General features: G+C 48.8%; 16 protein-coding genes and 2 pseudogenes. 9 read left to right on the top strand and 9 right to left on the bottom strand.

Features of this window, described 5'->3' with window-relative positions:
• The first annotated feature begins 79 nt into the window (after window positions 1-79).
• From N3Z11_RS14575 to N3Z11_RS14560, 4 genes are all read left to right on the top strand, one after another.
• Window positions 80-925: an AAA family ATPase gene (locus N3Z11_RS14575; RefSeq protein WP_260657928.1), complete on the top strand. Its 846-nt coding sequence runs from the start codon at window positions 80-82 to the stop codon at window positions 923-925.
• A 3-nt stretch (window positions 926-928) separates the two neighbouring features.
• Window positions 929-2,104 carry a vWA domain-containing protein gene (locus N3Z11_RS14570; protein WP_260657927.1) on the top strand — a complete coding sequence of 392 codons (1,176 nt, stop codon included), beginning with the start codon at window positions 929-931 and terminating at the stop codon, window positions 2,102-2,104.
• A 99-nt stretch (window positions 2,105-2,203) separates the two neighbouring features.
• Entirely contained in the window at window positions 2,204-3,259 is a 1,056-nt protein-coding gene (locus tag N3Z11_RS14565) for an RDD family protein (RefSeq protein WP_260657926.1), read from the top strand.
• Between the two features lie 165 nt (window positions 3,260-3,424).
• Window positions 3,425-4,546, top strand: a complete 1,122-nt coding sequence (locus tag N3Z11_RS14560; RefSeq protein ID WP_260657925.1) for a beta-ketoacyl-ACP synthase III — start codon at window positions 3,425-3,427, stop codon at window positions 4,544-4,546.
• A 25-nt stretch (window positions 4,547-4,571) separates the two neighbouring features.
• On the opposite strand, the gene N3Z11_RS14555 is transcribed toward N3Z11_RS14560, so the two are convergent.
• On the bottom strand, window positions 4,572-4,874 hold the full coding sequence (locus N3Z11_RS14555; RefSeq protein ID WP_260657924.1) for an isoamylase early set domain-containing protein: 303 nt from the start codon (window positions 4,872-4,874) through the stop codon (window positions 4,572-4,574).
• A 114-nt stretch (window positions 4,875-4,988) separates the two neighbouring features.
• Between N3Z11_RS14555 and N3Z11_RS14550 the strand changes: the two genes are divergently transcribed.
• Window positions 4,989-5,114 (top strand): hypothetical protein, encoded by a 126-nt coding sequence (locus N3Z11_RS14550; protein WP_260657923.1) that lies wholly within the window; start codon window positions 4,989-4,991, stop codon window positions 5,112-5,114.
• A gap of 111 nt (window positions 5,115-5,225) precedes the next feature.
• Here N3Z11_RS14550 and N3Z11_RS14545 read toward each other — a convergent pair whose 3' ends face one another.
• The 3 genes from N3Z11_RS14545 to pabB form a co-directional block, all read right to left on the bottom strand.
• A complete protein-coding gene (locus N3Z11_RS14545; RefSeq protein WP_313771362.1) occupies window positions 5,226-6,605 on the bottom strand; it encodes an L-serine ammonia-lyase in 1,380 nt (459 codons plus the stop codon).
• Window positions 6,606-6,904: 299 nt separating this feature from the next.
• A complete protein-coding gene (locus N3Z11_RS14540) occupies window positions 6,905-7,471 on the bottom strand; it encodes a CoA pyrophosphatase (protein ID WP_260657922.1) in 567 nt (188 codons plus the stop codon).
• 6 nt (window positions 7,472-7,477) lie between these two features.
• Entirely contained in the window at window positions 7,478-8,857 is a 1,380-nt protein-coding gene (pabB, locus tag N3Z11_RS14535; RefSeq protein WP_260657921.1) for an aminodeoxychorismate synthase component I, read from the bottom strand.
• 288 nt (window positions 8,858-9,145) lie between these two features.
• Here pabB and N3Z11_RS14530 point away from each other — a divergent pair, with 288 nt between their 5' ends.
• The 4 genes from N3Z11_RS14530 to N3Z11_RS14515 all read left to right on the top strand — a co-directional run bounded on the left by N3Z11_RS14530 (window position 9,146) and on the right by N3Z11_RS14515 (window position 18,917).
• A complete protein-coding gene (locus tag N3Z11_RS14530) occupies window positions 9,146-10,669 on the top strand; it encodes a fumarate hydratase (protein WP_260657920.1) in 1,524 nt (507 codons plus the stop codon).
• Window positions 10,670-10,801: 132 nt separating this feature from the next.
• Window positions 10,802-12,826 carry an alpha/beta hydrolase family protein gene (locus N3Z11_RS14525; protein WP_260657919.1) on the top strand — a complete coding sequence of 675 codons (2,025 nt, stop codon included), beginning with the start codon at window positions 10,802-10,804 and terminating at the stop codon, window positions 12,824-12,826.
• 227 nt (window positions 12,827-13,053) lie between these two features.
• Complete coding sequence (locus N3Z11_RS14520) at window positions 13,054-15,003, top strand: methyl-accepting chemotaxis protein (RefSeq protein WP_260657918.1); 1,950 nt, start codon at window positions 13,054-13,056, stop codon at window positions 15,001-15,003.
• 200 nt (window positions 15,004-15,203) lie between these two features.
• A complete protein-coding gene (locus N3Z11_RS14515; RefSeq protein ID WP_260657917.1) occupies window positions 15,204-18,917 on the top strand; it encodes an EAL domain-containing protein in 3,714 nt (1,237 codons plus the stop codon).
• A 145-nt stretch (window positions 18,918-19,062) separates the two neighbouring features.
• On the opposite strand, the pseudogene N3Z11_RS18085 reads toward N3Z11_RS14515, so the two are convergent.
• The 5 genes and pseudogenes from N3Z11_RS18085 to N3Z11_RS14490 form a co-directional block, all read right to left on the bottom strand.
• Window positions 19,063-20,214: pseudogene (locus N3Z11_RS18085) on the bottom strand (GGDEF domain-containing protein).
• Window positions 20,215-20,594: 380 nt separating this feature from the next.
• Window positions 20,595-21,437, bottom strand: a complete 843-nt coding sequence (fghA, locus tag N3Z11_RS14505; protein WP_260657916.1) for an S-formylglutathione hydrolase — start codon at window positions 21,435-21,437, stop codon at window positions 20,595-20,597.
• Window positions 21,438-21,601: 164 nt separating this feature from the next.
• Window positions 21,602-22,714 (bottom strand): S-(hydroxymethyl)glutathione dehydrogenase/class III alcohol dehydrogenase, encoded by a 1,113-nt coding sequence (locus N3Z11_RS14500; RefSeq protein ID WP_260657978.1) that lies wholly within the window; start codon window positions 22,712-22,714, stop codon window positions 21,602-21,604.
• 75 nt (window positions 22,715-22,789) lie between these two features.
• A pseudogene (locus N3Z11_RS14495) lies at window positions 22,790-23,014 on the bottom strand (VF530 family DNA-binding protein); the annotation flags it as partial.
• 71 nt (window positions 23,015-23,085) lie between these two features.
• On the bottom strand, window positions 23,086-25,155 hold the full coding sequence (locus N3Z11_RS14490) for a hypothetical protein (RefSeq protein ID WP_260657914.1): 2,070 nt from the start codon (window positions 25,153-25,155) through the stop codon (window positions 23,086-23,088).
• Window positions 25,156-25,246 lie beyond the last annotated feature (91 nt).

Here is a 25,246-nt window from a genome sequence, read left to right as displayed (position 1 = left end):
AGCATAACGCCTCTCGTTAAAAACGAAAGTAGCGTTTTGGCATAAGTTATAAAATTTTTAGTTATAAGCAGGGCAAGGCATGGCATTTCAAAGTACCAAAGATTATATCGTCAGTCCGGAACTGGCATTGGCGGTTAATGCGGCAATTTCCTTAGAAAAACCTTTATTAATCAAAGGTGAGCCCGGCACAGGGAAAACAAAGCTGGCCGAGCAGCTGGCGGCGAGCCTGGGTACACAACTGATTCAGTGGCATATCAAGTCCACCACCAAAGCGCAGCAAGGGCTGTATGAATATGATGCAGTATCGCGCCTGCGTGACAGCCAGCTTGGCGATAGCAGGGTGCATGATATTCAGAACTACATTAAACCCGGTAAGCTGTGGCAGGCGTTTACTGCAGAAAAGCGGCCTGTGCTGCTTATTGATGAAATTGATAAAGCCGATATTGAGTTTCCAAACGACTTGTTGCATGAACTGGATCAGATGGCCTTTGATGTCTACGAAACCGGCGAAAGTATTAAAGCCAAAGTACGGCCTATCGTGATCATCACGTCCAATAATGAAAAAGAGCTACCCGATGCTTTTTTACGCCGTTGTTTTTTCCACTATATCCGTTTTCCGGATGCCGACACTTTAAGTGCAATAGTGGAGGTTCATTTGCCAGGGCTGACCAAAACTTTATTAACAGAAGCGCTGGAGCTGTTTTTTGGCCTGCGCGACATGACGCAATTAAAGAAAAAACCCTCGACCTCTGAGCTGATTGACTGGCTGAAGCTATTGCTGGCTGAACAAATTCCGCCACAGGCTTTGGCGCAGAGTAAAGAAAAAGGCGGTTTAATGCCGCTTTATGGTGCTTTGTTAAAAAATGAACAGGATGTCGCTCTGGTCGAAAAACTGCTGTTTATGGCCAAAAGAGCCCGGCGTTAAGCCATGCTGATTGATTTTTTCCTGACGGTGCGAAAATACGGTGTGCCTGTAAGTATCACCGAATGGCTGGATTTACTTAAAGCGCTGGAAAAACAGCTGGTGTTTGCCGATATGGCAGAGTTTTATCTGTTAGCGCGGTTATGCCTGGTCAAAGATGAAGTGCATTTTGATAAGTTCGACCGCGCCTGTGCTGAATATTTTGAAGGTGTGGAGAGTCTTGATTTAGCCAGTTTAATTCCACCCGAATGGCTGGTGCCCAATCTGATCCGGCAGTTGTCGGAACAGGATAAAGCCGCCTTGCAAAAAGCCGGCGGGCTGGAACAGCTATTAAATAAATTCCGCGAGCGGCTTAAAGAGCAGCAGGAGCGACATCAGGGGGGCAATAAATGGATCGGCACGGGGGGCAGCTCGCCTTTTGGCGCTTTTGGTTATCATCCGGAGGGGATCAGAGTTGGGCAACAAGGCTCTGGTCAGCGCCGTGCTGTCAAAGTATGGGATGAACGCCAGTTTGCCGATTTGGACAGTAAAGCCGAATTAAATAACCGCAATATTAAGCTGGCTTTGCGTCAACTGCGCCGTTTTGCCCGCACCGGTGCAACGCTCGAGCTGGACTTATCCGGCACCATCAGCGCCACCTCCAAACAAGCCGGTTATCTGGATTTACAGTTTCAGCGGGAACGGCATAATGCGGTGAAAGTGCTGATGCTGTTTGATGTCGGTGGCTCGATGGACGACCATGTTGAACAGGTGCAACAGTTATTTAGTGCCGCACACAGCGAATTTAAGCAGCTGGAATTTTTTTATTTTCACAATTGTGTGTACGAGCATGTCTGGCGCAGCAATAAAAGGCGACCCCAGGATCTGGTGTCAGTCCAGGAGCTTATCCGCACCTACCATTCAGATTACAAACTGATTTTTGTTGGTGATGCCACTATGGGGCCTTATGAAATTACCTATCCGGGCGGCAGTGTGGAACACTTTAACGCCGAAGCCGGCGCTGTCTGGCTTTCGCGGCTCACCCGGCATTTTGGCCATTATGTCTGGCTGAACCCGCAGCCGGAGGAATGGTGGCGAAGTTACGATTCTATTGCTGTGATCAAGCAGCTGATGCAACAGCGGATGTATGCACTGTCGCAGGATGGGTTAACCCAGGCCATTCGCACTTTGCTGCAAAAATAACAGCCAGTGCAGGACAGTTTAATTGCCGCACAGTGGTGAAAGATAACTGAAAACGTTATGATAAGTTTCTGAAAATAATAAAAATTATAAGGTTGAATCATGGAAGTTATACCACAGAATTTACCGTCGGGTGAGCAAGGTCACCAACCGCTGACCAAAAAAGAATGCCGGGAAATTGTGACGCCTTATGCCTTTATGGTGGCCGATGATTTACTTGGCACCCCATTGGCAAGCCCCTGGCGCCGCGCCGCAGCTATGGCCATAGACGGTATTATTATTGCGGGCCTTGCCAGTGCCAGTTTGTTGTTTATTTTGCCCGTGATGCTGTATTTATGCTGGTTACGTTACCAGCTGAAAAAATATACCCATCTGGTGCTGTTGCTGCTGGCAACCTTGTTTTTGTCGACTACTGCCACTGTGGCACCTGAGCTTATCAGCGAGCAAAAAGATGTTCGGACTAATAATCTGGTTGATGACAGGCTGGATGCTGCCGGCTCTGCCGCTCTGGCCTTTTCATTGCTTAAGTTAAACCGCGACGACTGTAAAACTGATTGTATTGTGGCTGAACTCAAAAGCAGCAGTGAGCAATTGGCCAAAGCAGGAGTGCCTGCAGCTGATGCACGCGAGCTATTAGCTGATTTGTTGGAAGTGACTGAGTTAAGTGGCAAAGCAAAAAGAGCTTTGCTTGAACGGGAGCTCAAATCTTATCAGCCGGTTGCCCAGGTTCCGGCTGTGGAAGCTAAGGCTGTTCCTGCATCAGATGCAAAAGTGCTGAGCACAGACTCTGTGGAAAAGCCCTGGTATCAGCCTTCCGAAGGCACCCAAAGTATTATTGGCTGGGTCAAGGGCATTCTGGCGGATTTTGGCCTGGGTTTGGGTTGGGCGGTGTTTTATTTTACCGCTTATATTCACTGGGCCCATGGTCAGACTATTGGCAAAATGTTATGTAAAATCAAAGTGATTCAGCTTGATGGTAAGGAACTTGATGTTTTTGCCGCTTTTAGCCGCCAAGGTGGTTATGGTGCCGGTTTTGCCACAGGTTTAATGGGTTTTTTGCAGGTGTTCTGGGATCCAAACCGTCAGGCCATTCAGGACAAAGTTGCGTCTACTGTGGTGATCCGGCTTAATCAGCCGAAACGTCCATTGCATCATTAAGGGGCGGGTGAGTGCAGTTCGCCTTTGCGCAAATCAAGGCTTCAAATCAAACCCCGGAAAAATTGACAGCCCGCGTCCAGCGGGATCGGTTATACTGGTACGACATCTAAAACAGCGGCCATATCAAGAGCCGCGCCCAGACAAGATAGCGCCCCGGAGTAAATGATGAAAGATGTGGTGATCAGTGGTTCAGGGGTTTTTACCCCAGAGTTAACCATCAGTAACGAAGAGTTAGTGGCCAGTTTTAATCAGTATGTTGATTTATTTAATGCCGAAAATGCACAGGCGATAGCTAATGGTGAAGTTGAGGCGCTGGAATATTCCAGTTGTGAATTTATTGAAAAAGCCTCCGGCATTAAATCACGCCATGTGCTTTATAAAGAAGGTATTCTCGACCCTTATGTGATGCAGCCAGTCTTCCCTAAACGTGGTGAAGACCAGGTGCCGGAAATGGTGGAAATGGCCATTGTTGCTGCTCGTGAAGCTATGGCACAGGCTGGTAAAACCGCGGCCGATATCGATTTAATTATTTGCGCCGCTTCAAATATTCAGCGTGCTTATCCGGCGTTGGCTATCGAATTACAGCAACAGCTCGGCGCCAGCGGTTATGCCTTTGATATGAATGTGGCTTGCTCTTCGGCAACTTTTGGCATCAGCAACGCCGTCAATGCGATTCGGGGTGGTACTGCCAAAGTAGTGCTGGTGGTCAATCCGGAATTCGCCTCACCTCAGGTTAATTACACCAGTCGCGACAGTCATTTTATTTTTGGTGATGTCTGTACCGCCACTATTATCGAAGCCACTGATACCTGTACTGCTAAAAATGCCTGGAAAATCTTCGGCATGCGACTCAAAACCGAGTTTTCCAATAATATCCGTTGTGATGTCAGTTACACCGATCACTGCCATCCGGACGTTGACCCGGAAACGCCGTTTTTTAAACAGCAAGGCCGCAAGGTATTTAAAGAGTTGTTGCCAATAGTGGCGGACATTATTTTAACCGAGATGGCGGCGCAGCATGTGCAGCCTGAAGATTTAAAAAGGTTATGGTTACATCAGGCCAATATTAATATGAATATTTTTGCTGCCCGTAAAATTCTCGGCCGTGAGCCCGAGCAAGGTGAAGCGCCGCTGGTGCTTGATACCTATGCCAACACAGCCTCAGCGGGTTCTGTTATTGCTTTTCATCAGAATAAACAAGGTTTGCAGGTCGGTGATAAAGCCGTGCTTTGTTCTTTTGGTGCCGGTTATTCAGTAGGTTGTTTAATGCTGGAAAAATTCAGCTAAGAAGCTTGGGTGGAATAGTCCTGCGTCACAGACGCAGGACAGAGTTCTGATCATAAGAAACAGGCGAAGGCACAAAAGCATCGGCTTCGCTGTCATTACACCAGTTGTCGCTGTCAATCAGATAACGAAACTGGAATTCCTGCGCCGTGGGCAGGGTTAAAGTGGTGCTGAAATCGCCGTTTTTTTGCTTTTTCATCGCCGTAGCCTGCCAGTTATTAAATTCACCCAGAATGGACACCGAAGCTGCAGTGGCAGCCTGCTCTTTGGGCACGACGAAAGTCACTTTACATGCTGGTTTGGTTTTCAGATATTGTTTACTGATCGACATTTCCTGCTCCTTTTGGTGAGACGTCTAAGGCCCATAGTTCGCGGCTTGTGCCGGAACTTTTAAAAGCTAGCACAAAAATGTGACCAAAAAAAATACAAATAATTCAGCAATGCTATGCAAACGTATGCTGAAACTTCAGTGGTAAAACAGCGTGTTTTTGTTGTGTATGACGCTGAAATCACACAGCAGTATCAACATGGTGTGATGAACCATGATTTAGATGCGGGGTTGTCAGGCTGACAGCCTCCTGGCGTGCTGATGCAGTAAAAACCAACAGCAATGGCGGTGGTTTTAAATTGGCAATAAAAAAACCGCCTGGCGGCGGTTTTTTCAAAGTAAAGGCTTAGTGTATTAACATTCGATAATGTTCACTGCCAGGCCACCACGGGATGTTTCCTTGTATTTACTTTGCATATCACGGCCTGTGTCCCACATGGTTTTAATTACTTTATCCAGTGATACTTTGTGCTCACCCGTGCCGCGCAGTGCCAGGCGCGAGGCATTAATGGCTTTTACCGCACCCATGGCGTTACGTTCAATACAAGGCACCTGAACTAAACCGCCGACCGGGTCGCAGGTCAGGCCCAGGTTGTGTTCCATGCCAATTTCCGCGGCGTTTTCCACGTTATCTACAGAACCACCCAGAATTTCAGTTAAAGCACCGGCCGCCATAGAACAAGCCACGCCCACTTCACCCTGACAACCCACTTCAGCACCAGAGATAGACGCATTCTTTTTATATAAAATGCCAATAGCCGCAGCAGTTAACAAATAGCGGGTGTAAATGTCCGGGGTCACCGGTTGAATAAACTTGTCGTAATACATCAGTACGGCAGGAATAATACCGGCCGCACCATTGGTTGGGGCTGTCACAACACGGCCACCGGCGGCGTTTTCTTCGTTCACAGCAAGCGCAAATAAGTTCACCCAATCCATGGCCTGTAATGGGTCAGAACTTTTTTCAGCCATTAAACGGCGGTGCAAGGCAGGGGCACGGCGTTTGACTTTCAGGCCACCTGGCAAAATACCTTCGGTTTTCATGCCACGTTGAACGCAGTTGTACATGGTTTGCCAAATCTGGCCAAGCTCTTGCTGAATTTGTGTTTCAGAGCGCAGTACTTTTTCGTTTTCCATCATCAGAGCTGCGATAGATAACCCGTGCTCTTTGCACAGTTTTAACAGCTCGGCGCCGCTGTTAAACGGAAACGGTGGCGGATTGTCTGCAGCAAACTGGCTGGCGGCTTTTTTTTCATTGTCAAAGTCTTCGGCTTTAACAATAAAACCGCCGCCAATCGAAAAATAAATTTCGCTGAACAGCACATCTTTACCGGCATAAGCAATCAGTTCCATGCCGTTGCTGTGCTCTTTTAAAGTTTTACGGCGATGAAACACAATAGCGCCTTCACGCGGGAAGCTGACCGCATGCACGCCGTTTAACAAAATTTGTTGGGACTCATCCACTTGTTTTAATAAACCTGGGATGAGATCCGGATCGCAGTTCTCAGGTAAAAAGCCGGCCAGGCCTAAAATCACCGCTTTGCCGGTACCGTGGCCAATGCCGGTTTGACCTAAAGAGCCAAACAGCTCCACTTTAACGCTGGTTACTTTATCAATCAGATTGGCGTTAATCAGATTGTCGGTAAATATTTTGGCGGCGCGCATAGGCCCAACGGTATGAGAGCTGGACGGGCCAATGCCGATGCTGAACATGTCAAATGCGCTGATAATCATGAAAATACTACTACTGTGACTAATGTTGTGGCGCCATTGTAGCCCAAGCTATCTGATTCTGTAAGTGAGCTGGTAACTGGTCAGTGCTGCTTCTGTTTTGCCTTAGTTTTTCTAATGTATGGAACTGGTGGATTGCAGTATAAAATCGCGTTCGCTGCAGCAGCTTTGGATGTATGAGAAAAAATGCTGTGTGGGAAATAAACAAAAAGGCTAAGAGATAAGGCTGAAAATAACATTGATTATTGTAATGGATTTACCGAAGATAAAAACGCACGCAAAGCATTCTTTACAAAGTCGCGTTACCAGGTGGTTTGCTCAGCCAGTTGCTGCAAAATGGCTGCTGTTGCGCCCCAAATCAGCGAGCCCTGGTAGGGAATAAAATGCAGCAGCTGTTTTTGCGCTTTGCGCTCAAACCAGAGACTGGTGCGATGCTGTGCCGATAACGCCAGCGACAGCGGCAGTTCAATCAGACTGTCGACTTCATTTGTGTTGATACACCACTGCGGTTTTTGCTCGATAAAACCGAGCCAGGGCGATACCACAAAACCTGTGCTGGTGTTGATGAGCGGCAAAGAGCCCAGCAGCTGAATATGGCTGGCACTAAGTCCAACTTCTTCTTCAGTTTCACGAAGTGCGGCCGCAGCGGCGGATTCTTCAGGTTCAATTTTGCCACCAGGCAAACTGATTTGGCCCGGGTGATGGCGCAAATGTTGGGCGCGGCGGGTTAATAATAATTTCAGGCCATCACTCTCCGGCCACAATAACAACATTACAGCAGCATTGGCCGGGCCTGTTGCATTGGTGCTGCCCTGGCTGTGCTGTTGTCTCGTCAGTAAAAACCTGGGATAAAAGTCGGCAAAATACATATCACCTCAGAGCGCGGTTAATACCGGCAAAATTCTGGCTACTTTATCAAAGGTTTCCTGATATTCACTTGCAAAAGTCGAGTCGGCAACAATACCACCGCCGGCCCAGCAATGAATTTGGCCGTCAACACAAAGCAGGGTGCGGATGGCAATATTGCTGTCCATCCGGCCATGCTGGCTGAAATAGACAATGCTGCCGCAATACACTGAGCGCCGGCACGGTTCCAGCTCTTCAATAATTTCCATAGCGCGGATTTTTGGAGCGCCGGTAATAGAGCCGCCCGGAAAAGCAGCTTTTAATAAATCGACACCACCAAGATTGGTGTTTAATTCGCCTGTGACAGTGCTGACCAGATGATGCACCGCCGGAAAAGATTCAATGGCAAACAGCGATGGTACTTTGACTGAGCCGGGTTTACATACTTTGCCAAGGTCATTTCTGAGTAAATCCACAATCATCACGTTTTCAGCGCGATCTTTAGCCGATTGCTGCAGGGCGCTGGCGCTTTGTGCATCCAGCGTCGTATCGGCAAAACGGGGTTTGGTGCCTTTAATGGGTTTTGTCTCTACCTGGCCATTATTGAGCGCAATAAAACGTTCCGGCGAAATAGACAACACAGCGCCCTGAGTTAAGCGGATAAAAGCGGAAAAAGGCGCGGCATTGCTGGCTCTGAGTTTCAGATAAGCCTGCCATTCATCGCCCTGATAACGGGCGCTAAAACGCTGGGCCAGATTAATTTGATAACAATCACCACTTTTCAGATAAGCCTGAATTTGTTCAAATTTTTGTTGGTATTGAGTTTTATCCATATTGGCTTGCCAGGCCGAACTTAATAAAAAGTTTGGGTGTTGTTGCTGCAGATACATTTGCTGTTGCGCTTGCAGCCAGGCTTGTTGCACAGGCCAGCGCTCAGCGGCATCACCGCGACAATCGACGTACCAAAGTTGTTGCAGCTGTTTATCCAACACAAGTGCCCAGGGGTATAAACCCATCACCAGGTCCGGTAATGCAATATCGTCTTTGGCTTGAGCGGGCAGTTGTTCTATCACCCGGCCAGCGTCATAACCGATATAACCCAGGGCGCCACCGGTAAAAGGCAGTGTGTGCTGGGTATTCTGGCAATCCCCCAGATACTGCTGTTGCAGGGTTTTTACCAGTTCAAAAGGGTCGGCGTCCTGCTGGTGACAGCCATCCGGCGTTGTGACAGTACAAAGGCGGCCTTTGGCTTCTAACGTCACCAAAGGTTGTGCCACCAGAATGTCGTATCTGCTGTTGATATGGTTTTTAGCGGCGGAGTCGAGCAGCATGGCAAAAGGCAAGGCAGAAAGCGGAGCAAACAGCTCAATCAGTGAATCAGGCGCATCGGGTAATAACAACACAGACATCTACAGGGTTCTCAATAATTCAAAGCTGTGCAGCGGAAAAGTGGGCGCTTTTAACAGACTTTTGTCGTTGTTTTGCCCAAGGTCAGGGTTTTAAGCCATTTTGATCTGACTTTGCGCCTACTTTGAGCTGAGTGTGACTAGCCGCTGCTTTTGATGCGCGTTATGATACCAGCCCTGCTTAAAAAGAACAGCAAAGGGTCGGTTGAGCAAGCAACCGGCACCAGCTGCAACAGCTGTAGTTGTGGTGTTTTTTGCACTACAGCACGAACCGACACTCGAGGGCATAGCATGACCGTGATCCGCCAACAAGATTTTATCGACAGCATCGAAGATGCGCTGCAATACATCTCTTTTTATCATCCGCTGGATTTTGTCCAGGCTTTGGAAAAGGCCTATCACAAAGAACAAAACCAGGCTGCCAAAGATGCCATTGCCCAGATTCTGATCAACTCCCGTATGTCGGCTGAAGGCCACAGACCTATTTGCCAGGACACTGGTATTGTCACCTGTTTTGTCAATATCGGTATGGACGTCAAGTGGGACAAAACCGATATGACCATTCAGCAAATGGTGGATGAAGGCACCCGTCGTGCTTATATGAACCCCATCAACCCGCTGCGCGCATCTATAGTTGCTGATCCTGCCGGTTCGCGTAAAAACACCAAAGACAACACTCCAGCCGTGGTGCATATCAATATGGTGGCTGGTCATCATGTGGAAGTCGCTATTGCCGCCAAAGGCGGTGGCAGTGAAAACAAAACCAAAATGGTGATGCTTAACCCGTCTGACTCTGTGGTGGAGTGGGTGCTGGAAACCTTACCAAAAATGGGTGCGGGCTGGTGTCCACCAGGCATGCTGGGCATAGGTATTGGCGGCACTGCCGAAAAAGCAGCTGTGCTTGCCAAAGAAGCGCTGATGGAACCTGTTGATATTCAGGAACTGATTGAAAAAGGCGCTGAAACAGGTGAAGAAAAACTGCGCTTAGAGCTGTATGAAAAAGTAAATAAACTTGGCATCGGCGCTCAGGGTTTAGGTGGTTTAACTACCGTTGTTGACGTAAAAATTAAATCAGCGCCAACCCATGCCGCTTCAAAACCTGTGGTGATGATCCCGAACTGCGCCGCTACCCGCCATGTGCATTTTCATTTAGATGGCTCAGGCCCGGCGCATTTACCGGTACCAAAACTGGAAGACTGGCCAGAAGTGACCTGGGAGCTGGGTGCCAATGTGCGCCGTGTGGATTTAAATACGGTCACGCCAGCTGATGTGCTGGACTGGAAAGCCGGTGAAACTGTGCTGCTGTCGGGCAAAATGCTGACCGGCCGTGACGCTGCGCACAAACGTATTGCCGATATGCTGGCAGCAGGTCAAGGCTTACCGGAAGGTGTTGATTTTAAAAACAAGTTCATCTATTACGTTGGCCCTGTTGATGCCGTAGGTGACGAAGTCGTGGGACCAGCCGGTCCTACCACAGCCACCCGTATGGACAAATTTACTGAGATGATGTTAAGCCAGACCGGTCTGCTTGGCATGATTGGTAAATCAGAACGCGGTGATGAAACTGTCGAGAGCATTCGCCAGCACAAAGCTGTGTATCTGATGGCGGTGGGTGGCGCAGCTTACCTGGTGTCCAAAGCCATTAAACAAGCCCGTGTGGTGGCTTTTGCCGATTTAGGCATGGAAGCCATTTATGAGTTTGATGTGGTGGACATGCCGGTGACAGTGGCCGTTGACAGTCAGGGCAATAACGTGCATAAACAAGGACCTGCGATCTGGAAAGTGAAGATCGGCGAGCTGGACGCTAAAGCCTGAAGATAAAAATCCGCGTTCCATAACAAGTACCCGCGGTGACAATGCGCGTCGCCTGATGGGGCATAACGATATTCAGCGCGCCTGCTCCTGCGTTATCAGGGCCGGCGCGTTGTTTCAGGGAGACATAATCATATGAAAGCATGGGGAATTTTAGTCGCAGCTTTGTTAAGCGGCGCAGCCCAGGCCAAATCGCCTTTAACCATCGAACACTTAAATAAACTAAATAAACTTTATGATGTGGTGCTGTCCTCCGACGGCCGTTATCTGGTGTATGGCCAGAAAAATGGCGGTTTGTCACCAGCTGATACCGCGGCTGATCTATATCTGATGGATTTATCCGACGGCAATAAAGTCAAACGCCTGACCGAAAGTGACAGTAAAGAACATTCAGTCAAGTTCAGCAGTGATGATGCAAGCCTGTATTTTTTAACGGATCGCAGCGGTTCTACTCAGTTGTGGCGATTGCCACTGGGTGGCGGTGAGGCGCAGCAAGTCACTGATTTACCGCTCGATGTTCAAGGTTATCTGGTGTCTTCCGACAACAAAAAACTGGTGCTGACCTTAGATGTCAAACCTGGTTGTGGTGATATTGCCTGTACTGTTACAGCACAAAAACTCAAAGCCGAGAAAAAAGACAGTGCCATGGTGTATGACCAGCTGATGGTGCGGCATTGGGATACTTTTGAAGACGAATTTAAACAACACTTTTTTGTCGCTGATTTAACAGATAAAAAAGTAACAGACGCCCGCGATTTAATGCCAGAGTGGAATACTGATGTGGCTGGCACTGCTGAGGCTGCTTTTACGCCGGACGGTAACAACCTGGTATTCAGTGCCAAAATTCCGGCCAAAGATCAGGCCTGGCATACCAACTTTGATATTTTTCAGGTGGCCCTTGCCGGCGGTGAAAAAATTAACCTGACCAAAGACAATCCGGCCTGGGATGCCAAACCGTCGTTTTCCAAAGATGGCCGTTATATGGCCTATACGGCGATGAAAAAACCAGGTTTTGAAGCAGACCGTTTTGGTCTGATGTTGCTGGATTTGGTCACAGGTGAACGTAAAGAGCTGGCGCAGGATTGGGACAGATCAGTGGACGAATATACCTTTGGCCCCGATAACCGTACTTTATATGTCACAGCGCAGGATGTTGGTCAAAAGAGTATTTTTGCCATAAACAGCGCCTTTGGTGATGTGTCCAAAGTCTATGGTGACGGCAGTGCCGGCAGTCTGAATGTTGCCGCTGGCAAAGTGATTTTTGTCAATCACAGCCTGAATTCACCGATGGATATTTATCAGGTCAAAGGTGATTCGGGTCAGGCGCAAGCTTTAACCCGCATCAACGCTGAAAACTTAAAAGACATTCAGTTTGCTGAATTTGCCCAATTTAGCTTCCCTGGCGCCAATGAAGAGACGGTACACGGTTACTGGATGAAACCCTGGAACTATCAGGAAGGCAAAAAATACCCTATAGCTTTTATTGTGCACGGGGGCCCGCAAAGCAGCTTTGGCAATATGTTTAACTACCGCTGGAATGCCCAGCTGTGGGCAGCTCAGGGTTATGGTGTGGTGATGATCGATTTCCATGGCTCTACCGGTTATGGTCAGGCCTTTACTGACTCCATCAGTCGTGATTGGGGTGGTAAACCACTGGAAGATCTGAAAAAAGGCATGGCCTATATCACCGAAAAAGAAAGCTGGCTGGATGGCAGCAATGCCTGTGCGCTGGGCGCTTCTTATGGTGGTTATATGATGAATTGGATTGCCGGCAACTGGCCAACAGGCTTTAAATGCCTGGTGAACCACGCTGGTTTATTTGATATGCCAAGTTTCTACGGCAGCACAGAGGAGCTGTGGTTCCCTGAATATGACATGGGAGGCCCTGTCTGGAATAAAGACGGTGATTACCATAAGTTTAACCCGGCGGCTTTAGTGGATAACTGGAAAACGCCGATGCTGGTGATCCACGGCTTAAAAGATTACCGGGTGCCTTATGCTCAGGGCTTAGCGGCCTTTACCACACTGCAGCGTAAAGGTATCGACTCTAAACTGGTGATTTTCCCGGACGAAAACCACTGGATCTTAAAACCGGCCAACGCCGAACGCTGGTACAACGAAGTTTTTGCCTGGATGAAACAACATACAACCAAAAAATAAGCCTTGTTGCCTGAATCAAGCCCGCTTTATGCGGGCTTTTTTATGGCTGCAGTGGCAATAAGGTGATAAATGTTTGTTTAAAAACTGGCGAAAATTCACAGTAAAACAAAAAGATGTTCACTTTTGTTGCAAAGGATTGCCGGTGATATATCTTTAGCTGCACACACCATGTCTCCGGTCTGGAGACATCAAAACCTGGTTCTATCAGCTGACATAAGGAGTTTGTCATGCGTTTTACCCAAAAAATTAAACTGATCAGTTTAGCGACCGCTTTGTTCCCGCTGTTATTGGCCACCCTGATTGTGACCCTGCTGGCCAGGGCGGAGCTGTTTCATCAGGCCGAAGAGAAACTGATGGCCGTTCGTGAAATAAAAAAACAGCAAGTGCAAAGGTTATTTCAGGATTTTGCCAAAGGGCTCAGTGCAGTGCGGGCTATTGCTGAACACAGTGCTGGCCAAAACCCAGAGGCGCTTGATCCGGTGCTAAGCCAAATGGCTGCTGAGCTTGGTTTTTACGATATTTTCCTGATTGACCCCCAGGGCACCATTGTTTACAGCGTGGCGCGTGAAAGCGACTATCAGACCAACTTATTGCATGGACCTTACAAAGATTCGGGACTGGCCCAGCTTTATCGCAGCATAAAAAATTCGCCGCCACAGCTCAGGATGCAGGACTTTGCTCCTTATGCCCCCTCAAACGGCGCAGCAGCTGCTTTTATGGCGATGCCTTTTGTGCAGGAAGGCAATAACTGGGTGGTGGCGGTGCAGTTGTCCATCGATCGTATTAACGCTGTGATGCAGGTGCGTGAAGGTATGGGGCAAAGTGGTGAAACTTATCTGGTCGGGCCCGATGAGCGGATGCGCTCAGATTCTTTTCTTGATCCGGTCAACCGGACTGTACTGGCGTCTTTTGCCGGCTCTGTAACTACAAATGGCGTGCAGACCGCAGCGAGTAAAGCCGCGCTAAATGGTGAAACCGGTCTGTTGTATATCGATGATTACAATAACAATCCGGTGGTATCAGCTTATTCAGCTGTGAATTTATTTGGCGTGCAATGGGCGTTGCTGGCGGAAATTGATGTAGCCGAAGTGGCTGCACCGGCACAGCGTATGTTGTGGATTGGGTTTGCGATAGTGCTGGCTGCTGTGGTGCTGGCGCTGTTGGCCGCTGCAGTCGTTAGCCGTTTTGTGTTGGCACCTTTGGGTGGCGAGCCGGCTGACATGGTATTGATGACCAGCGTTATTGCCAGGGGCGATCTCACTATGGCGCTTGGCAGTGCCACTCAGTCCAGTCTGATGGGTTGGTTATCCAGAATGCAGCAACAACTACGAGCACTGATTGCTCAGCTGGTTGGGGTGGGCCGGGCGCTGGAGATGGCTGCAGCACAAAATTCAGCGGCCATGACGCAGGCCGATGGAAGCCTGCAGCTGCAAGCGCGCGAAACCGAAATGCTGGCCACAGCTATTGAAGAAATGAGTTATGCCGCGGCTGAAATTGGCAGCAATACCGTAAAAGCATCGGACGAAGTGAATGCCTGCCAGCAGTCCGGTGCGCAGCTGACGGCCACTATTTATCAGGTTGGTAGCAGTCTGGATCAGACCATGTCGGCTTTTTCGCAGATCCGTGATGGTGTATTAAAGCTGGATAAAGACAGTCAGCAGATTGCCGCTGTGGTTGGGGTCATCACCGCTATTGCCGAACAAACCAATTTGCTGGCACTCAATGCCGCCATCGAAGCAGCCAGGGCGGGCGAACAAGGCCGCGGTTTTGCGGTGGTGGCGGATGAAGTGCGCCAGCTTGCGGCCAAAGTGCAGCTAGCCACCAAAGATATCAGTGCTGTGATAGGCGGTGTGTTGCAGCTTTCGAAGGATCTGAGTCAAAACAGTGTGGACTGTGTGCAAATCGCAGAGCACACCAAAACTCAGGCCGGTGAGATGCAGCAGCAGGTCGATGATATCGAACAACGGTTATTACAGCTTAAACAGCTGATGGCACAAACTGCCACTGCAGCAGAGGAGCAAAGTAGTGTCAGTACCACTCTGGCGCGTGGGATCAGTTGCTTGAGTGCAGCAGCCGAAGAGAACAGCAGCGCTATCAGTGAGGTGGCACAAAGTACCCGCAGTTTATTGGGTCTTGCCAATGAACTTGGCACAACTGTTGGGCAGTTTAAAGTGTAAAAACACTGGCGCTGGTGCAGTTCAAGATTTGAAGTATTTCATATACTTAGATGTTAAATGGACAAAACTGCGTTATGATTTAGCCGGCTGTTGTTGCTATCAGACAGCAAGCTGGCTGCAATCAGCTTCAGGTTTACTTTTTGCTAACCCTTTGCTCATTGTTGTACTAACCGCAGTGCTAACAGGATAACTTTTTGTTGATGAGTCCCGCTTCGCAAGAACAAGCCTCACCACAGAACCGACGCCGTTCGGTGCTGACGATTATCGTCAGTTATGTACTTTTTACCCTGGGCTGGATCCTGCTGTCGGATTATCTGCTGGACAGTGCCGGCTTACCGCCACAACAGATTTTCTGGTTTTCTGTTGCCAAAGGCCTTGTTTATATAGTCCTGAGTTCGCTGTTGTTATATTTTCTGGTGCAGCGCAGCCTGGACAAAGCAACAGCGCTGCCGTTGCTTAAATTTTCCAAAGTGAACCATTCCCGTATTTTGTGGTTGTTATTATTGATCCTGTTGTCGTCCCCTGTACTGTCCTTGCTGGTCAAAAATTTATATGGTGAACAGGTGCTTAGCGCCAGCCGCGACAGCAGCGTGCGGGTGCTGGCACAAAAACAGCAATTTTTTCAGCGTTGGCTGCAGGAACGGCAGTTTGATATCAACAGCCTGCGTCATGATTTAGCTCTGGCGCAACAGCTGGCTGTACTGGCAAAACACAAGCAGCTGATGCCACAGTCGCAGCAAGGTGCGGTGAATGCAGTGAGTGATGTCAGTGCTGCTGAGGCTCACGTCAGCGCCCGGTTATCACCACTTGTCGCCAACCATGCTTTTAGCCAGATTGAGTTGTATGCTGGCGGTAAAACATTGTTGAGTGCAGGGCAAAGCATCACTGCGCCTAAATGGGCGCACAGTGAGCTGCCGGCGCTCTGGTGTGCCGACAGGGTCAGTTTTCGTGATTGCCGCTTGTTATGGCAGTTGTACTGGCCGCAGCTGCCGGATATGCAGCTTAGGTTACAAAGCAGGCTGGACGATTTTGTTTTGCCTGAATTGATAAACTGGTCTGATCCTTCAGTGCAGGTCAGTGCTTTGCTAAAGCAAGCACAAAGCCAGGCCGACCCTCTACCAAAACAGGTATTGCAGCAGCGTTTATGGCAAGAGTTGGTATTGCAGGCCCGTATCAACGAGGATGTTGTACTTGCGCCGGTTCGTACCCTGGTCACCTGGGTCTCGATGGTGAGTCTGGTGCTTTTTACCATCTTGTCCATCAGTTTGTTATTGTACTGGCGCCAGCAAATGCTGGGTTATATGGTGACTTTACAGGCCAGAACCCAGGAACGTTACAATGTACAAAAGGCCTTTTTCAGCTCGCCTTTTGTCGGCATGGCGATAGTGCGTTTTGCCGATCTGACACTGCAGCAAAGCAATTTGCGGTTACAGCAAATGAGCCTGAAAACTGAGCAGGAACTCACCGAACTGCCGCTCAGACAGATACTGCAGCTGGATAACTGGCAGGTTTTTGCCAAAGCCCTACATGATTTGCCCCGCGATAATTTTCATCTGACCTGGCAGGCCAGTTTATTAAGACCCGCCACGGCACCTTTGCTGGTGGAGTTATCTATATATGCGCTGGCGCCTGACCGCGATACTGAGCCGGTGTTATTGCTCAGTATCGAAGATATTACGGAGCGCTCGCAGTATAAACATCACCTGCGCCGGCGCGCACAACTGATGGCAACTTTGGCCACGCTGAGTCAGCAGTTTTTGCAGCACAGCGACTGGCTGGCGGTGTTTCGGCAAAACCTGCCGGCGTTGGCCGAGCATATGCAGGTTGGGACGGTATTTTTGTATCAGTGTCAGCATCTTCAAAGTGGCACCGAAGCCTGGCGTTTGGCGATTTGGCGGGCGCATCAGCATCAGGTGAAACACGATTTGGTGCATTTGGATAATGACATGCTGGCACAGGTTGATATTCAATCTGTCCTGGTTAAAGGCGAGATCCTGGCAGGCCCGGTCAGTGAATTTGGCCCGGCGGTACAACAGCTGTTAAGTCAGAATGGGGTGCAGGGGCTGGCTATTCTGCCGGTGATGTCGGGTGAGCTCTGGTGGGGATTTATTGGTTTTACCACCCATCAGGCCGATTATCAGTGGAGTCAGAGTGAACTGGATACGCTCAAGTTATTGTCGGACACCATAGGCAACGCCATTAAAAGGCAGCAGTTTGAAAACTCACTGCAACAGGCTGCGGCCGTATTTGACAGCACCCGCGAAGGCATTATGGTCACCGATGCCAATAATAAAATTGTGCAGGTGAACCAGAGTCTGCTTGATATGCTCGGTTATGAGCAGGATGAAGTGCTTGGACAGACACCGGCCATGTTTGCGTCAGGGCGTCATGACAGCAGTTTTTATCTTCAGATGTGGCAGGAATTGCAACAGCATGGCCACTGGCAGGGCGAGATCTGGAACAGGCGCAAAAATGGTGAAATTTATCCTGAGCTTTTAAGCATCAGCGCTATTTATGACCATCAGCAGCAGATTAAAAACTATGTAGCGGTATTTGCCGATATAACACAGCTGAAAGCGTCACAACAGGAGCTGGAATATCTGGCGCACCATGATGTGCTGACCGGATTGCCCAACCGGTTGATGATGTTAAGCCGGCTGGATGGTGCTATAGACGCCGCCAACCGCCATCAGCAGGGCTTTGCGCTGCTGATGCTGGATTTAGACCGGTTTAAATACGTGAACGACAGTTTTGGCCATCCGGCCGGAGATGAGCTGTTAAAACTGGTAGCAGGGCGCCTTGCCGGCAAATTGCGTTCGGAAGATACACTGGCGCGGTTTGGCGGTGATGAATTTATGATTCTGCTGCCGGTGCTGGAGCATGAAGAAGACGCCGGCCGTCTGGCCAGCGATATTATCCATGAGCTGAATCAGCCTTTGTTGTTGTCAAATACTACCGAAGTGCGCATTGGCATCAGTGTGGGTATTGCACTGTTCCCACAGCACGGTGCCGAAGGCGCCATGTTGTTACAAAACGCCGACGCGGCGCTGTACCGGGCCAAAGAGCAGGGCCGTGGCCGTTTTGCTTATTATTCTGATGATTTAACCCAATATGCCCGCACCCGGATAGAAATGGAATCCAAGCTACGTAATGCCCTGGCAGAGCAGCAGTTTGTGGTGTATTTCCAGCCGCAAACCGACGTACAAAGTGGTGCTATTGTGGGTGCTGAAGCTTTGGTGCGCTGGCTGGACCCCGACAATGGCACAGGCGAAGGCCCAACATTAGTGCCGCCCGGTGTCTTTATTCCTATTGCTGAAGACACTGGCCTGATTGGTGCTATTGGTGAAGTGGTATTGCGTCAAACCTGCAGTCAGGGCGCAGCCTGGCTCGCCGCCGGCCTGCCAGAGTTAAAACTGGCGGTCAATTTATCGTCGCACCAGTTTTCACACGGTGATATTGCCGCAACGGTTAAACAAATCCTGGATGAAACCGGCTTTCCGCCGCATCTGCTGGAGCTGGAGTTGACGGAAAGCGCCATTATGGCCAATGAAAGCAGCGCATTTGACACCTTAAATACCTTACATCAGCTCGGCATTGCCCTGGCCATCGACGACTTTGGCACCGGTTATTCATCCTTCTCGTACTTAAAAAAATACCGGCTGGACGTACTAAAAATTGATAAAAGTTTTATTGATGACGTGCCGCTTGATAACGACAGCAATGAAATTGTCAGCGCTATTATTTCGATGGCACGGGTATTAAAACTCAAAACCCTGGCCGAAGGGGTGGAAGAGGCAGAACAACTGGCTTTTTTACGCGCCCATGGCTGTGATTTTTATCAGGGCTATTATTGCAGCAAACCCTTGCCGGCCGCTGAGTTTGAGTTGTTGGTGCGATATGGGGCAAAACCGTAAAGCCAAAACCTTGATATCCAAGATGTGCAAGGCAAAATTAAAGTCTATTTTTTATGCTTGGTGATGACAATTGGAAACTGGCGCTGATCTGCAACTGTATTCACTATGCCTCAGTGCCTGTTTGGCTTACAGTAAGCGCGGTTTGTTAAGCAAAATGAGAAGATAATGTGGCCGGTAGATTAAGGTCGGCCATGACCTGATTTTTACCACTGTTTTTTGCCTGGTATAACAGCTCATCGGCCCGATGCAGGGCTTTTTCCAGGCCATTCTCATCGATTTGAGTGACCCCAAAACTAGCCGTAAAGTTTAGCTGCTCACTTGGGACCTGTATCACCAAACCTTAAGTCTGGACACAGATCCTATTTGCTATCATCGTAGCCTGGTTCAGGTGAGTGCTGTGCAGCACTAACAGGAACTCTTCTCCACCAAGCCGTATCACTAAATCGTCGGGACGCACAGCGGATTGCAGTAAATGGCTGAATTGTCTTATTACCTGATCTCCGACGCCATGTCCGTACATATCGTTAATCCGCTTAAAATTATCAATGTCACACATCACAACACTTCCAGAGCAGAGCGTCGTTGGTTTTGATGTCAGTTCAGAGAACAACCTTCTGTTGTAGGCTCCGGACAGAGGGTCTATACGGCCATCATTTTTTGTTTGTTCAATAATGTCATTGAGGAAGAGGGCGTATATCGCAGTTGTCAGAACAATGCCATTTAACAGAATAAACAGCAAAACCCGCAAGGATGTGGTGATGCCGGAAATTGTCAAGTGGACTAATGCTGTGTTGGTGATCAGCGAGTTTGCAAGCAGTACATACAAACAAAGTTTTAAATAGCGATCACCTTGATGGAATGACCTGCGGCTGCGTTTCATCATTAACAACGCGGTGATTAGCAGCAATGCATGCAGTTGCGGCATCACAAGATTACGCAGCATAAAGTGGTCAATGAGCAGCAGTGCCGTTACTGCAGTAATCGCAAGTAACAGTATAAATTGCCATGACTTAATTCGAAGTTCATAACTGCTATAACGCCTGCTGATGGCAACACAGATAAAAAAATAGCTGCTGGCATACCCTAAATTAGCCAATAGAATCGACAGAGGTCGTAGCTCCGGCAATTGTTTGGTCAGTACCTGGAGTGAACCTGCAGAAAATGCAAAAGCCCAGGTTACCACAGCAAAACGTAAATAACGTAGTGACCCTCTTGCTTCTGCCGAATGTGGTTGTGGAATTTGAAACAGACTAAAAGCCAGCAGTGCGATACAGGCGGCACCGATAGTGTTTAGCATCAGCAGTATAGTTGCGTCCTGCATACTAAAAAATCCTTTTGAGTCATCAGGTTCCTAAACCAGTGTTTCAAAAACAATCAAAATTTGCAATCAGGCAAAACATAAAATGCTGATCTTTTATCCGTCGGTAAATGTGGGTTCTGTCAGAGTTAAGGATGGAATTTAACTAATAGTACCGGCATTGCAGAGTTGGTGTGCGCATCGGAATCGATAAAACGACTGATAAAACTTATAACGGTCTAAGAAACAGATAATTTGTATAAGCCCACCCAGCTTTAGTGCTGGAGTATGTTTTTACTAGGATGACTGAAGTTTGTTTAGCGTGTAAAGCTGCATCAGCACACGCGCTGATGCAGGTAAAATAGGGAGAAATTATTGGATTAGGCCAATAAGAATCGGGCATGAAACCTTAAATGTTGTTCAATAAAAGTCGCAATAAAATAATAACTATGGTCATAGCCTGGCTGTAACTCGTAGCTCAGCGCTGTATTGCTGGCAGCCGCTGCTTGTTGTAATAGCTCAGGTTTTAGCTGATTGACTAAAAACTGATCGTCTCCGCCCTGGCTGACGAATATCGGCAGCTGGCTGCCGGTTTTGGCCAAAAGCAGGCTGGCGTCGTAAGCCGCCCAGCTTGTTTCGTCAGCGCCTAAATAAGCAGTAAAAGCTTTGCGGCCCCAGTCGCACTGGGTTGGTTTACAAATAGGTGCAAAAGCCGAAACTGACATATAACGTTCAGGCTCTCGCAGTGCCAATACCAAAGCGCCGTGGCCGCCCATCGAATGGCCGCTGATGGCGCGTTTGGTATTGATCGGCAGTGCAGCTTCAACTAAAGCCGGTAACTCCTGTTGAATATAATCGTCCATCCGGTAATGACTGGCCCAGGGCTGTTGCGTGGCATTGACATAAAAACCTGCGCCTAAACCTAAGTCGTAAGCGCCGTCCGGTGCGTCAGCAACATCAGCGCCTCTTGGGCTGGTGTCTGGAATAATCAGTGCGATGCCAAGCTCGGCGGCAATACGCTGGGCACCTGCTTTGCTGGAAAAATTTTCGTCAGTGCAGGTAAGACCCGACAGCCAATACAAAACCGGTACTTTGTTTTGCTCTGCTTGTGGTGGTAAAAACACCGAAAACTGCATAGTGCAGTTGAGCACTTTGGAACTGTGGCTATAACGCTGTTGTAAGCCGCCAAAACAACGCTGACTGGACACCAGTTGTAAACTCATGTGTTGCTCCGTTTGGTATTTTGCTAAAACGCCGCTTTAAACATGCTGGTGATAAAGCCGGCCTTGTTAAAACTCTTTTCCGATAAAAAAGGCCAGCAAAACTGGCCTTTTGGCATCTTTATATTGGAACCGTTATTAAGGCTGCTTGATTAGCAGAGTGACGATTAATAATGGATCACAGTACGAATCGATTTACCTTGGTGCATTAAATCAAAAGCTTCGTTAATTTGCTCCAGTGGCATGGTGTGAGTAATAAAAGTATCGAGTTCAAACTCACCTTTTAAATAACGCTCCACATATTCCGGCAGCTCAGTGCGGCCTTTGACACCACCAAATGCCGTACCACGCCATACGCGGCCTGTCACCAGCTGGAAAGGGCGGGTAGAGATTTCGGCGCCACTTGGCGCTACACCAATAATGACCGACTCACCCCAGCCTTTATGGCAGCACTCAAGCGCAGAGCGCATTACATTGACATTACCAATACATTCAAAGCTGAAATCAACACCACCGTCGGTCATTTCAACAATGACGTCCTGAATTGGCTTGTCGAACTTTTGTGGGTTAATCACATCAGTGGCGCCGAGTTTCAGCGCAATATCAAACTTGGCTTCGTTAATATCAATGGCAATAATACGGCTGGCTTTGGCCATCACAGCGCCAATAATGGCCGATAAACCAATACCACCCAGGCCAAATACGGCCACAGTGTCGCCTTCTTTTACTTTGGCGGTATTCATTACAGCGCCCATACCTGTGGTGACGCCACAACCTAATAAACAGACTTTTTCCAAAGGCGCTGCTTTGTTAATTTTTGCCAGCGCAATTTCCGGCAGCACTGTGTATTCACTAAAAGTGGAGGTGCCCATATAGTGATAAATCGGCTGGCCGTTTTTAGAGAAGCGGGTAGTGCCGTCCGGCATTAAACCCTGGCCCTGAGTTGCGCGAATAGCCTGACATAAGTTGGTTTTGCCGCTTAAACAAAACTTACATTTGCCACATTCAGGTGTGTACAGCGGAATCACATGATCGCCAACGGCAACGCTGGTGACGCCTTCGCCTACAGCTTCTACCACACCAGCACCTTCATGACCCAGAATACAAGGGAATTTGCCCTCAGAGTCGGCGCCCGACAGGGTATAAGCGTCGGTATGGCATACCCCTGTTGCCACCAGTTTTACTAATACTTCACCTTTTTGTGGTGGCATTAAATCCACTTCTTCAATTTTCAGTGGTTGGCCTGGACCCCAGGCAACGGCGGCACGGGTTTTAATCATTTGCATTGGAATATCCTTTATCTTGCTAAGCGTAGCGTATTCAAAAAACAAACACGGGCGCTATCGTGCTGAACCTTAAGGCTTGTGTTGATATAAGCCTAAACGAATAAATAGCTGTTCTACTTCAGTCCGGGCCCATGGCGTTTTACGTAAAAAATTCAAACTGGATTTTAAACTGGGGTTTTCGCTAAAACATTTCAGCTTCACTTGCCTGGCTAAAGCCGGATAACCACCATAATGCGCCAGCAATAAATTTAAAATTTGCTCCAGCGTAAAACCATGTAACGGATTTTTTGGTTGGGCTGCTTTTGTTGCGCCAGCTGCTGTTGTCGCAGCGCCTTGTGACTGTGCCTTATTGTTGTGTGCTGTGGTCATGATTTTGGTTTATCCGTTACTGGCGCCTGGTTTGTGGGGGTAGACTTTACCTGATCTGATGCAGCCGGTGGTTGTGAAGGAATAGCCGCAGACTGGCCGACAGGCGGGAATAACGCGCGCCATTGACCGTGTAGCCATTCATCTTCTGTGCCTATCGCCAGGCTGGAGCCAGGCAACAGCGGGCTGGGTGGGGCGAGGGCCTCTACTTTAAAACCGTCTACCTGCCAGTAAATTTTGCTGCTGCCAATCAGATTCACCGGAACAGCAGCTTGTGGGTCAATCAACGCCAACTGATAAATAAAAGAGCTAAAAGGCCCGCCATCGCCGGCTTCACGCACAGCACTGGCCCAAAGCACATTGGACTCGAGATACAAATCTGCAATATCCCGTTGTTTTGGTTCCGCTTTTTCTGGCTGAGGTGCCTGCACTGCAATACGGCCTGGCTGCCAGTGGATAGCGCCTGCGGCTAAATCGAACTCACCCCAGACTAAACTGCCGGCCAAGCCATCACCACCACGCTCACCCAGAATTAACAAATAACGATTCGGTGCTTTGCTGACACAAACCAGACCTTCAAAGTTGTCACCGTTAAGCTCAGTTGTGTTGTCCCGCTCAAGTGGCAGCGGGAAAGTTGCTAATACGTTGGCATAACCCTGATATAAGCGGATATGAAACAACCGGCCAAATTCACCATGCCAGCTGCCACTTTCGCCAATTAAAAATTCATTGGGACGACCGGGCAGGGCACAGGCTGATTCTAAATCGCTGGCCGGCTGATTGTTGGGCCAGCCGGTGACAAAAACCGACTGATAAGAGGGCTGCCCTGTGTTTGATAACTGCAGCACACCCAGCCGGTCGCCGCTTTGGTCAATTTTTTTATCCTGCACCAGCAAATACCGGTCGGCATCTATCTGTGCCATAGCGCTGATGCCTGGCACTGCGGTTTGCAGTTTCGGCCGTGCCAGCGTAAACCAGCGTGGGTCTACTTCCAGCTGGAACAATAGCGGCGACATATTCTGAAAATGCGCGGCGTTGACATCACACTGAATATTGTCCGGATAATGTTGTTTCCAGGGGTCGTTCACCAGATACACTCTGCCGTCTTTAACCGCCACACCCTCAAGGGCGGTTTGCACCATTTTTTCATACACAGGGCAAAGGCCGGAGTGGTCGGTTCCGACATAAAAACTCAGTGGCTGCACAAAAGGCATGACTCTGTTGGTTAAATCAAAAATCCATAGCTGATCGTCGTTGCGGGCAACAGCAACCAGATAACCCGGATGACCCGGGATTGGGCTTGGTAAAAAGTCGATGCCATTAATAGGATGACCTTTGTTGTCCAATGGCGGCAGTGTCAGATTGGCGTCAATCACTTTGACAAAGTTATCTTTGGCCCAAAAATCCGCAGTTAACCGGGTTTTAAAAATGGCAGGTTTAGTGGCACTGTTTTTTTCCAGCGCCAGATATAAATTCTGATGATCATCCACCGCCAGACCTTCAATACCGTCGTTCGGTAAATTGCCAACCTGCGCTTCCTGTGGGAATTGCACTGGCCTCACAGCGGTGATCTCAGCCTTGGTAAAATCTTCGTTCAGACTGATTTTCAACAATAAAGTCGGGTATGTGGTGGAGTTGGTCTGCGCATATTTGCGACCGCAGGCCGGGCTTAATTGTGCTCTGCTGGCATCTTCAGTGACTGTGATCAGGGTTTTGTCGTCAATCCTGTCCCAGGTCAGGGCTTCTAAATCCGGTGAATTCACCAGATAGTCGCCAAAACAGCTGCTGCGGACTTTATCAGAAATAGTGATGGGCACTGGCTCGTGATTAAAAGCGGCAGTTTTGGCGTTGATGCGGAACAGCTTCATCCGCAAAGCCGGATTAGCGCTTTGATCGCCGAGGCTAATCAGTTCGTCATGGCGCCAGGTCAGGCCGGATGTTTGTGGATCTGTTAAGGTTTGCTGCTGCATATCGCGGATCCATTGTCCGGTTAATGCTTGTTCTGCAACGGCAACCACAGGAGCCAGCAAAGAAGTTGCCAGCAACCAACAACAAATATTCAGTTTCATCTTGTTTTCGCAAGCCTTAGCTACTTCGACGTAGATAATGATGATGTCGGGACCGAGGGCGCTAATTTACCAGAAAAAGCCAAAAGGGCAT

It is taken from the genome of Rheinheimera sp. 4Y26 (assembly GCF_025245835.1).
GTDB lineage: Bacteria > Pseudomonadota > Gammaproteobacteria > Enterobacterales > Alteromonadaceae > Pararheinheimera.
This window is presented reverse-complemented; position numbering and strand designations above follow the sequence as displayed.